Annotated in this window: 3 protein-coding genes and 3 pseudogenes; 1 reads left to right on the top strand and 5 read right to left on the bottom strand. The window is 52.3% G+C overall.

Annotation, left to right across the window (positions count from 1 at the left end; genetic code table 11):
- Positions 1-80: 80 nt before the first annotated feature.
- From ABZJ92_RS17695 to gyrA, 4 genes and pseudogenes are all read right to left on the bottom strand, one after another.
- Positions 81-2330: pseudogene (locus tag ABZJ92_RS17695) on the bottom strand (MG2 domain-containing protein); the annotation flags it as partial.
- 23 nt (positions 2331-2353) lie between these two features.
- The gene (locus tag ABZJ92_RS17690; protein WP_001215763.1) at positions 2354-2977 is read right to left on the bottom strand and encodes a DUF1175 domain-containing protein; all 624 of its coding nucleotides are present in this window, start codon (positions 2975-2977) and stop codon (positions 2354-2356) included.
- Positions 2974-4662 (bottom strand): annotated as a pseudogene (locus ABZJ92_RS17685) (DUF2138 domain-containing protein). Before ABZJ92_RS17685 ends, ABZJ92_RS17690 begins: the two are co-directional and overlap by 4 nt.
- Before the next feature lie 148 nt (positions 4663-4810).
- On the bottom strand, positions 4811-7438 hold the full coding sequence (gyrA, locus tag ABZJ92_RS17680; RefSeq protein ID WP_001281223.1) for a DNA topoisomerase (ATP-hydrolyzing) subunit A: 2628 nt from the start codon (positions 7436-7438) through the stop codon (positions 4811-4813).
- 146 nt (positions 7439-7584) lie between these two features.
- Here gyrA and ubiG point away from each other — a divergent pair, with 146 nt between their 5' ends.
- Positions 7585-8307, top strand: coding sequence for a bifunctional 2-polyprenyl-6-hydroxyphenol methylase/3-demethylubiquinol 3-O-methyltransferase UbiG (gene ubiG, locus ABZJ92_RS17675; protein WP_000990752.1), 723 nt, complete (start codon positions 7585-7587; stop codon positions 8305-8307).
- A gap of 127 nt (positions 8308-8434) precedes the next feature.
- On the opposite strand, the pseudogene yfaL reads toward ubiG, so the two are convergent.
- A pseudogene (gene yfaL / locus ABZJ92_RS17670) lies at positions 8435-12013 on the bottom strand (AIDA-I family autotransporter adhesin YfaL/EhaC); the annotation flags it as partial.
- Positions 12014-12082: the final 69 nt, after the last annotated feature.

The following is a 12082-nucleotide window of genomic DNA, read 5'->3' as shown; positions in this document are numbered from 1 at the left end:
TTCATTGGAGCACCTGTGTTGTTCTGAGGTGAGCATATCACCTCTGTTCAGGTGGCCAAATTCAGTGTGCCACTTCATCATTCGACATTGACCAGTTCACCAGGCTGGTAATGGGTTTTGTCCGTTTTCACCCGGATATCAAGCTGAGGAACGGCAACTTTGATCCCGGCGTTCTGAAAACTGTACTGACCATTACGGGTATACAGCACCGAAAAAGTGATGTTAGGCGCAAAGGAATTGCTCACTGGTACCCGGGCTTCATACAGGGTATCGTTTAAACGTTGTAGCGTTAGCCAGTTTGCCGGATGCGAAAGCAGCGACTGCTGTTCCACGCGATCGCGTTCCAGCGTCAATAACGCTTCATCAATTGGCTCCGGGAAAGTAATCAGCATCTTCGCGGTTTCGCCTGGCTGGTACAGCGTTTTATCCGCCACGATATCTACCGTACCAGTATGCGCCGTGCTGCCCTTACCGCTGACGGCATGACTTAACCCAGCGAGAATTAAGCCGTCTTTATCGCGTAATGTCAGATTGTAGTTGCCAGGTTTAGCGAAATTGACGGTAAAGGATTTGCCGCCTGACGGTAGCTCTCCGCTATGGCTCGTGCGGTCTTCGAGACGCAACCATTCATACGTAACAGGAACCTGTTTTGAAGATTCCAGCGCGGCATAACGGAACACAACCGACTCGCCGCTATTACTGTATTGTGCGGCGGTACTTAAAGAGTAATGCGCCAGGCCGCGTTCAATGAGGATCTCTTTGGTGGTGGTGACGCGATACGCCGCGCCGTCACTGGCGGAGACGGTTAACAAATAGCGGCTCGGTTTATCGGCGGCGGGGAGATTTAACGCCACATGACCGCTGGCGTCGGACACCGTTTCGCTGCCTTCCAGCGACACGGGGAAACGTCCGGCATAACGCAAATCGTTACCGACCATTGATAATTGCTGAGCGCGCAAACTTAACTGCACGCGGGCATTTTTTACCGGCTCGCCATCCGGGTAGAGCAGTTGCAGTTTGCCGCTGACCGCTTCGCCAGTTTTGAACTCTTTTTTGTCGAGAGCTAAACCAATCTCGAAATGTGGCTTGATGTAGTTTGCCACGCGAAAACTGCTGCTATAGACCTGATTGCGGTAAGCAAGACGTAACTCATAACCTCCGGCAACGGCATTTTCTGGCAGGCGGAAACTTCCCTGCCCGCCATTGCGCGCATCCAGCGTGACATCGACGGTTTGCAACAGACTGCCGTTAGCGTCCAGCACCGAAAGCTTCGCCGGGGCGCTGACGATGGGGGATGAATGCAACGGATCGCGGAACTCGCGGCCCATCACTTTAACATCGACACGATCGCCTGCGCGATATAGCGGGCGATCGGTAAAAATATACAAGCGGGTGTTGTAGATTTCGCTTTCGTAGAAGAAGTTCTCGGAGACAAAAACGCCGCCTTCAGCATCCTTACCCAGAATGTATGAACGTTCTGGCGATATATGTTGTAACTGCAAAGTACCGCTGTCATCGGTCACCCCGCGGGTCATCACGCCAAGACCTTCAGTCCACAAGATCTCTGAGCCGGGCTTCGCTTCACCCTGTTTTTTACCCGCGGTCCATACCAGAAGCTCGTTACCTGACACTTTGCTAAGCGCCACGGTATCGGAAACAAACACCACCGTCGTCGCCCGATACCCACCTACCATCGCCTCGACGAGGTACAGCCCCGGCTCTTGTTGGCCGAGAGGAATATAAATATTACCCGGCTGCGGCGAGATGAAATTGCTGGATGCGCCTTCCAGTTTTACCCCTTGCTGCGGCTCGACCGGTTTAGCCTGCCATAGTGGATAACGGAACTGTTCCACCAAGGGATATTTTTTCAGCGGGGAAAACTGGTTGTTCTGTACATAACGGGAAGGTTTAATAATGGCATTGCCGAGATGTAATTCGGGTAATGCCTGAGTCACATTCTGCCGTGACTGAGAAGAGAAAGTACGCTGCATCACGCGGCGAGATTTGCCGTACCAGTTATCCCACAGCCAGGTCAGCGTATTGTTCAGCCCGTCGCCCAGATATTGCGGTTGCACCACAATGCGATGCAGGTTTTTCTGCTGGCGCAAAAATGCCATCGGGTCAGGAATACGATATAGGCGAACGTCCACGCCGCCGTACTCTTCCATCTGATAGCGCCGATAATCACGCCCCGGCGCTTCCAGTCGCACTTTCGCCTCTTCACTGCTGCTAAAACTGCTGTCAGCAAGCAAAAAGAATGTTCCCCCGGCGGGCGGCGCATAGTTACTGGAAGGAAGCGAATCATCAGCTTTAGCAAGCCCTGTTCCCACAAGAGACAGGGACAAGCACGCTGCTATCGCGCCAGAAAATTTAAACGATAAATGCCAATGAAATTGGGATTGGAATCGTTGGGTATCCATCGGGTGTCCTTCCATGTCATAAGTTGTTGCAGACTGACTGCGCGCATTCCGTTGTCAGTTTTCGTGGCGCTTCCGGTGTGGTAGATGACGTAACGCCCCATCCAGACCATTAAGTGCTGGGCATCGCCCTGATCGAAAAAAATCATATCGCCAGGCAGCGCCTGGTTTATGTCTTGGCCAATAAACTGGCTGTTGTACTGAATCAAATTAATCGCGGTCACGTAGGGGCCGTTTTTCCCGCTCCCCTGATTCCAGTTTTGCGCCAGTTGACGCTGTTCAGGTGTTAGCGTCATCTCTGGCGGCAAATACTGGCTAGATAAACCGTTACTTTTTAGCCATTTACTGTCGTGAACTTTCAGCGTCTCGTTCGCCGCAAATCGCACCAGGCCCGCACAATCCTGCTGATACCAGCGTGGACTTGGCCCCTGGCGGAGCTGTTCTTGTGCAATGCGTACAAACCAGGCGCGAAACAGCCTGGATTGTTCGACATTCAGCATTTCGCTATGGGCAACAACACAACACAGCCAGCAAATCAGCGCCAGCAGCCCGTGTCTCATAGCGGCTGCCAGGTTATGGGTAGCCACTGCCAGGCGACACCGGGTTCCATCTGGGCCAGCTTCATGACATAACGCGGTTGTTGAGATAAAGCGTCCAGCTTCGGCATTAATAAAGTTTGTGCGGCGTTATAAAAAACCGGTTCGAGATTCTTCGGCAGACTGGTCAACGTTTCGTTACGCAGCAGTTTCGCCACGCCTTGTGGATTGATATAGAGCGGAACGATGCCATCAGTGGGTATTACATCCACCATTGCCGGGCGGGTTTTATTCAGTGTTTGCAGGGCGTTATTAACCAGCGTGTCATCGAGGGAGAAAAGCAGCGTTTTGTTTTGCATCGCCAGCGACACACGGAAAAAATAATCCGACATTAATTGATCGGGTTGCGCCGCCTGCGCTTTCGGATACTGACCGTATCGGGAACTCACTTCGCGACACCAGATTTGCGCTTCGCCCTGCTGAGTCTGGCTTACCGGCAAAACACCTTCTGGCGCTTTGCTTTCGTGCGCACCAATATTTTGCGTAAACAGTTTCCCTGGCAATTGCGCCTGTTCGGCAGTGCCATCAAACTGACCGACAAACAGCGGGGTTTGCAATTTTGAGTCTTCATACCAGCACAGCCCCGCGGCACCGTCTAACGCCCCATTCAGCTTGTCGTTTTCCTGGCTGATGTGCGAAAGCATCTCTTCGGCAATACCGTGTGAATACGGCACCGCCACACAGAAGCTGGCTCCGGCAGGCATACTGTTCCAGACCGGCGTAAAATCGAAACTGGCATCTACGCTGGCGGATTCATCATTTAACGCCACAAAACTGTGCCAGCCGTCGTTACCCATTTCGAAGCGTACGCCAGCAAAAGAAGGCATTAACCGCTGGTAGCCAAAACCCAGCAACCTGGCGCTGACCACGATGCGCAGGCGTACTGGCGTTTTTTCGGCTGTACGCTCTTCCAGGCCAAAGCTGGCTTGCCAGCGTTTTTTACCGCTCAACAAATCACTTGCGATCGCCGTGGCTTCGGTATCCTGCTGATCATCTTTAAACAACATATCCGTACTGGAAAACACCAGCATCTTGTCCTGATATGTCGCGAACATCAGGGCGTTATTGCCGTTATAGCGCAACTGATAAACAGGAATAGTTTCACTATTTATCTTGATGCTACTGATTTCCGTTTTGCTTAACTAGCTGTCGCTGGTAGCGGCAAACAACAATGGCTCCAGCAGTTTGCTTAAACCACTGCGCTGGATCAGCACCATGTAATGTGAAAGATGGCCTTGTTTATCGTGCCATAGCGCCGCCTGCGCGGGCTGATCTAAGAGTGACGAAAAGAGCTTATCTTTCAGCGTGAGATCGTGTTCATAGACAATGCGGCGAATGCTGCCTTCAATGCCCAGACGATCGGCATGATTCTGATAATAGAAAACGAAATCTTCGCTCAGAACATCGTGGAGAAACGGAATGGTGAGGAGATCTTTGGGAAGCTGGCTCAGAGAGTCGCTGTCTAGAAAGAGGTCCGGCTCATTGAGATCGATTTGCAGATTGTTGTGCACCACCAGCGGCGACAACGTTTTTTCTGGCCCACTGCCAGCATATTGCAACGCCCAGACGCCAGCGGAAAGCAGTGCTATTGCGCCAAAACCTACAAGACCATAGAACCGCCAGCCTTTCGCCTTTTTTTCACCACTCATTGCCACATTCCTTGTGTATAGCCAGCCATTTTTTACGGGCACAGCCAAACTTTACCGCGCCCTAATACGACAAAAGCCCAGACTTTGCAGCCTGGACTTTTCAATTCAAACAAGGGAGATAGCTCCCTTTTGGCATGAAGAAGTAAAATTATTCTTCTTCTGGCTCGTCGTCAACGTCCACTTCCGGAGCAATTTCATCATCCCCTTCCGCGGCACTGCCGTCGATGGTATCCAGATCTTCCTCGTCAACCGGTTCAGCAACACGCTGCAGACCCACTACGTTTTCATCTTCCGCAGTACGGATGAGGATCACGCCCTGGGTGTTACGGCCCACGATGCTGATTTCTGAAACGCGAGTACGTACCAGCGTACCGGCATCGGTGATCATCATGATCTGGTCGCAGTCATCTACCTGCACCGCGCCAACCACTAAACCGTTACGTTCGGTAACCTTGATGGAGATAACCCCTTTCGTCGCACGCGACTTGGTTGGGTATTCCGCCACTGCAGTACGTTTACCGTAACCGTTTTGCGTTGCGGTGAGGATTGCGCCATCGCCACGAGGCACGATCAGAGAGACGACTTTATCGCCTTCACCTAAGCGAATACCGCGCACACCAGTGGTATTGCAGCCCATCGCACGGACAGAAGACTCTTTAAAGCGCACCACTTTACCTTCGGCGGAGAACAGCATTACTTCATCTTCGCCACTGGTCAGATCAACGCCGATCAGCTCATCGCCGTCAACCAGTTTGATCGCCACTTTACCGGCGGTACGCAGACGGTTGAATTCGGTGAGGACGGTTTTCTTCACAGTACCGTTAGCGGTCGCCATGAAGACTTTCACGCCTTCTTCAAACTCGGTCACCGGCAGGATCGCGGTGATACGTTCGTCCTGTTCCAGCGGTAGCAGGTTGACGATCGGACGACCGCGCGCGCCACGAGTGGCTTCCGGCAACTGGTAAACTTTCATCGAATAGACGCGACCACGGCTGGAGAAGCACAGAATATGGTCGTGCGTGTTCGCCACCAGCAGTCGGTCGATAAAGTCTTCTTCTTTAATACGTGCGGCAGATTTACCTTTCCCGCCACGACGCTGCGCTTCGTATTCAGAAAGCGGCTGATATTTAACGTAGCCCTGGTGAGAGAGCGTCACGACCACATCTTCCTGGGTGATCAGATCTTCCAGGTTGATGTCTGCGCTGTTGGCGGTGATTTCAGTACGACGTTTGTCACCGAACTGTTCACGAACCAGCTCCAGCTCTTCGCGGATCACTTCCATCAGACGATCGGCGCTACCAAGAATACGCAACAGTTCCGCGATCTGATCCAGCAGCTCTTTGTATTCGTCGAGCAGTTTTTCGTGCTCAAGGCCGGTCAGTTTCTGCAAACGCAGATCCAGAATCGCCTGAGCTTGCTGTTCGGTCAGGTAGTACAGACCATCACGCACGCCGAACTCTGGCTCCAGCCATTCCGGACGCGCAGCATCGTCGCCAGCACGTTCCAACATGGCGGCAACGTTGCCCAGCTGCCACGGATTAGCAACCAGCGCAGTTTTCGCTTCTGCAGGCGTCGGCGCATGACGGATCAGTTCGATGATCGGGTCAATGTTCGCCAGCGCCACGGCTAATGCTTCAAGGATATGAGCACGATCGCGAGCTTTACGCAGTTCGAAAATAGTACGACGGGTCACCACTTCACGGCGGTGACGAACAAACGCCGCGATGATGTCTTTCAGGTTCATGATCTTCGGCTGACCATGGTGCAATGCCACCATGTTGATACCGAAAGAAACCTGCAACTGGGTCTGGGAGTAGAGGTTGTTGAGCACAACTTCACCGACCGCATCGCGTTTCACTTCAATCACGATGCGCATACCGTCTTTGTCAGACTCGTCACGCAGCGCGCTGATGCCTTCCACGCGTTTTTCTTTTACCAGTTCCGCAATCTTCTCGATCAGGCGCGCTTTGTTTACCTGATACGGAATTTCGTGGACGATAATGGTTTCACGTCCGGTTTTGGCGTCAACTTCCACTTCAGCACGGGCGCGGATATATACCTTGCCGCGACCGGTACGGTAAGCTTCTTCAATACCGCGACGACCGTTAATGATTGCCGCCGTCGGGAAGTCCGGCCCCGGGATGTATTCCATCAGCCCTTCAATGCTGATGTCTTCATCATCGATATACGCCAGACAACCGTTGATGACTTCCGTCAGGTTGTGCGGCGGGATGTTGGTTGCCATACCTACGGCGATACCGGAAGAACCGTTCACCAGCAGGTTAGGAATTTTGGTTGGCATGACGTCGGGAATTTTTTCCGTGCCGTCATAGTTATCAACGAAATCGACCGTCTCTTTTTCGAGATCGGCCATCAGTTCATGGGCAATTTTCGCCAGACGGATTTCCGTATAACGCATTGCCGCCGCAGAGTCGCCGTCGATGGAACCGAAGTTACCCTGACCGTCTACCAGCATGTAACGCAGCGAGAATGGCTGCGCCATACGGACGATCGTGTCATAAACCGCCAAGTCACCATGGGGATGGTATTTACCGATTACGTCACCAACGACACGGGCAGATTTTTTATAGGCTTTGTTCCAGTCATTGCCTAGTACGTTCATGGCGTAAAGTACGCGACGGTGTACCGGCTTCAGGCCATCTCGGACATCTGGCAGCGCACGGCCAACAATGACCGACATCGCATAATCCAGATAGGAGCTCTTTAGCTCTTCCTCAATGTTGACCGGTGTAATTTCTCTCGCAAGGTCGCTCATCTAACCGCTATCCCTCTACTGTATCCCGGATTCAAAGGTCGCAAATTATAACACAGCCGCGCAGTTTGAGGTAAACCTATACGCTTTATTCACATCCAATGCCTGATATACTCGTTTGTCTTGCCAATTACGGAGTAGAAGTGCCAATGAATGCCGAAAAATCGCCGGAAAACCATAACGTAGACCACGAAGAGATCGCTAAATTTGAAGCCGTCGCCTCCCGCTGGTGGGATCTTGAAGGTGAGTTCAAACCGTTGCACCGCATTAACCCGCTGCGTCTGGGCTATATTGCCGAGCGTGCTGGCGGTTTATTTGGCAAAAAGGTGCTCGATGTCGGTTGTGGCGGCGGCATTCTGGCCGAGAGTATGGCGCGCGAAGGCGCGACGGTGACCGGTCTGGATATGGGCTTTGAGCCATTGCAGGTGGCAAAGCTGCACGCGCTGGAAAGCGGCATTCAGGTGGATTACGTGCAGGAAACCGTGGAAGAGCACGCGGCAAAACATGCCGGGCAGTATGATGTGGTGACCTGCATGGAGATGCTGGAGCACGTACCCGATCCGCAGTCAGTGGTCAGAGCCTGTGCGCAACTGGTGAAACCAGGCGGCGATGTCTTTTTCTCGACGCTTAACCGCAACGGCAAGTCATGGCTGATGGCGGTGGTTGGCGCGGAATATATTTTGCGCATGGTGCCCAAAGGTACGCATGATGTGAAGAAGTTTATTAAACCGGCAGAGCTGCTTGGCTGGGTGGATCAGACCAGTTTAAAAGAGCGACATATAACCGGGCTACATTACAACCCGATCACTAATTCCTTTAAGCTCGGCCCCGGCGTGGATGTGAACTATATGCTGCACACGCAGAATAAGTGAGGTTGATGTTTGGCCGCGCCAATGCCTGATGCGACGCTTGCAGCGTCTTATCAGGCCTACAAATGCTCTCCGTAGGCCAGATAAGGCGTTTACGCCGCATCCGGCAATTGTGATGGTCAGACAGCGATTACCATTTCACCGTCATCGACAAAAACCCTGCCGTCTGGGCAAAATCATCACTCCCTTTCTGCCACGCCACGCTGCCGCGCAGGGACACTCGCTGACTGATATTGCCCGTGACTCCCACTTTTATTTCACCCCGTAGCTTCACCGCATCGTCACTGATAGTGCTGCCATCTTCTTCAATTTCCGTCGCATGGGGATCGTGATAGTAATTCAGATCTAATGTTGGTGTGACACCAACCGCGGTACGCCATTCGCTGTGTAAACCCAGCCGCGTCTGAATATCATCCCCCTGCGATTGTGACACGCGCGCATGGTTAGCGGCGGTAAAATCATCCTGCTGCACGCCCTGATAAATCACCTGCGCCTGCGGTTCAATCACCACACCACGCCCCGGTAACCACTGATACCCAGCTTCCAGCGAGGCGATAATCCCCGACGAATGGTAACGATCCACGCCATCTTCATGTTCGGAAACATCATTGTTAAACCACGCGTATTGCAGCCAGCTATCCAGCCAGGCCCCCTGCTTCTGATTACCGTGCTGATACCAGCTTGAGGTCAGCCCAACGGCATAACCGTGGTTCTGGTTATCGGCGCGAGTTCCGGTCATATTCGAGCGGCTGTCGCCCTGATTATCACTGTAGCCACCAACCGCCCCAAGCATCCACTCGCCATCCGTGCCCCAGCGCCCGCTAAACAAGCCGCCGCTAAGCTGCACCGTAGAAGTGTCTTCCTGCTGAGCCAGTTGCCCTGCCGCCGTGTAATGATAACGTCCGCCGATAACACGTAAATTCAGCGTCTGACCATCGCCACCAGCGTGATCGCGTCGCTCCATCATAAACGCCTGATTTGCCGCCCGCAGGTTATTGAGATAACCGCCAACTTTGGCATTCAGCACCGGCTGGTAAGCAGGCGTAGGGGCCGGGTCGGGGGTTGGGTCAGGATCCGGCGTGGGATCAGGATCGGGAGTCGGGTCTGGCTCAGGTGGCGATGGCGGCGTTACTTCTTGCGATCGCAGATACCAGTCGTTGTTATCTTCCACTAGCGTGTAGTCATACGCTCCCATGTTGACGTAGCCACTGCCAGCCAGACTGAACTGTGCATTGTTTTGAAACTGCGTGGGATCAGCTGCGAAATCAACCACTTTAATGCCTGTCGATGTCGGCTCACCAATCCCTGTAATGGAGTTAACCACCACAGTTGTGTTGCCAGCAGTATTACCGTTCATCACCAATTGATCGCTTACCGAGTCATCGCCGTTTAATTCGCTGTCGAATAGTAGCGTACCGCCGCCGGTATAATCACCGTTTACCGTCAGCGTATCGCCAGCGACGCCATTTTGCAGGCTAACCGCACCGGACGTATTGGTCAGATCACCATTAACCGTCACGTCAGCAAGATAGGTCAGGCTGTCAGTTTCAAGGTTGGTATTAAGCTCGCCTGTCAACGTCACGCCATCGGTAGCATTTACCAGCGTCCCATCGCCGTTAAATAGTGAGGCATTAAGGGCGACGGAAGTATCCTGCCCGGTCAGACGCAAAACCGTACCATCGCTGATGTCGATAGTGCCGCTGGAAGTAGCATCAATTGACTGAATATCCTGATCCGCGCCAGTAACGAACGTTGCCCCATCACCAACCCACAGTGACGAAGCATAAGGAAAGATATCCGCAACATCGCCTTTCAGGGTGCCTTCTTCGACACGTACCGCCGACTGCGTTGTACCGCTGGCGGTCAGCTCCAGCGTACCCGCCCCCGTTTTAGTAAATGTGCTACCCTCATCCTGATGCTGCCCGCTGCTGTCAGCCATCAGTGCGCCCCACTGCGTGTCTACCCCCGCATCAACTGCCACTTCACCGTCGGCGCGCATTTCAATATCACGCCCATGCTCAGTCGTCGTAGAGCGAGTATCGACATTGGCAGTAATCTCCATCACGCTTTCTTGTTACTTATCGGTAAAGATAACCTGGCGGTTATAGTGGGTATCTCCAAGCTGCGAGTTGTCGCTCACCATCAGCGTACCGGAGGCGATTTGTGTTGTGCCCAAATAACTATTATTGTTTGCCAGACTTACCTGCCCGTCGCTCGCATCGACCACCACGTAGACGCCATCTTTCCCGTCGCCGCCGATATGCAAATTGTCGCCACCTGCAAGATCTACCACATCCTGACTGCCGATAACCGTTCCGCTGCTGCCACTGACTTCAAGGCCATCATTGTATGATGTGCCGCTCTGCCAAGTGGAGAAATCAGAGAGATCGAGCACACCGCCGTTTAACACGATCGACTGCGGATCGTCCTGGAGAGCGGTAAGATCTGCCGCGTCGCCTTCCAGCGAAAGCACCGCACCATCATCAACGACTATATCGCCGGTTAGCGCCATCGACTGCGCCCCTGCCAGCACGTAGCTGCCGTTTTGCGCAATGGTGAGCTGACCAGCACCTTCGATGATGCCAGCAAAACTGCCCTGATTAACAGTAACGTTGCCACCAGCATCGATATTTAAAGTGCCATTCTGAAAGCCCGTCAATGCGTGCACAAAAGTTTGTTGGGTCGAGCCAACGTTTAGCTCAGCCTGATTCTGATACTGATCAATACTCCCTATCGTCAGACCGTAGCAGTCTTGCGGATCGTCCTGGCAATGCGTATCGCCGACATTCATCAGGGAGTTGCTGCGACCCAGGGTAACTTCACCGTTTTCAATCTGCATCTCACCAGTAAAGTCATTGTTATCTGCATTAAGTACCAGATCGCCGGAACCTGTTTTGGTGATTAACCCGGTACCAGCAATAGAGTCAACAGCTCCGTCATTCTCTGTATTGCCGATAACCAGCGTTTTTCCGTCGGCAATATCAAAGGTAACTTCACTTAAGCCGAGATACATAAAGCCACCCGCCGCAGTGGAGGGACCATCTCCATAGCCTGCTGCGCTATTGTTCTCATCGACTAACACGCCGCCGTTCTGGCTGTAGCTGTCATCAACAGAAATATCAATAAGATAGGGAGCCGTCGCGCTATTGGTATATATCGCCCCGCCATAACCTTCGGCTGTGTTATTTGTAAAGGCGGTGTTATTTATTATCGTATAACCTGAAGGATGCTTGCTGTCGCTATTATTATCGGTAACATCGATTGCCCCGCCATCGCCATCACTGTAACTTGTTGATGTATATGCCTGGTTATTGTTAAAAACATCATCACTTAAATAGACGTCATTATTAATGGTATAAATTGCGCCACCTTTGCCATCATTAGCGATATTATTGATGGCGTTAGTGACACGTAAATCGACGGCACCAGTATCATTAGTACCAGAAGAATAGATTGCGCCACCATAGCCGCCTGCGACGTTACCGGAAAAAATAACATCAGTAAGATTCAGCGTTGAGTTTTCTTTAGCAAATATGGCCCCGCCGTTATTATATTCTCCTGTAACGGTGTTATTGGCAAACAGAGTCATTCCAGTTTCATTTTCTGGTAATAGTGAAAATTCCGCTCCTTGTTGCAAAAATACGGCCCCACCGCTGGCATTATTGGTCATATCCGAAAAAACCAGCCATTGCCCATCGGCGATAGACTGGCCCCCTGAATCTCCAGACAACCAGTATCACTTATTTAAGTGATAGTCTTAATACTAGTTTTTAGACTA

Source organism: Shigella sp. FJ200513 (assembly GCF_040495915.1).
In the GTDB taxonomy this organism is placed as follows: domain Bacteria; phylum Pseudomonadota; class Gammaproteobacteria; order Enterobacterales; family Enterobacteriaceae; genus ECMA0423.
The sequence above is the reverse complement of the archived record's forward strand: the minus strand, read 5'-3'. Positions and strand labels throughout refer to the sequence as shown.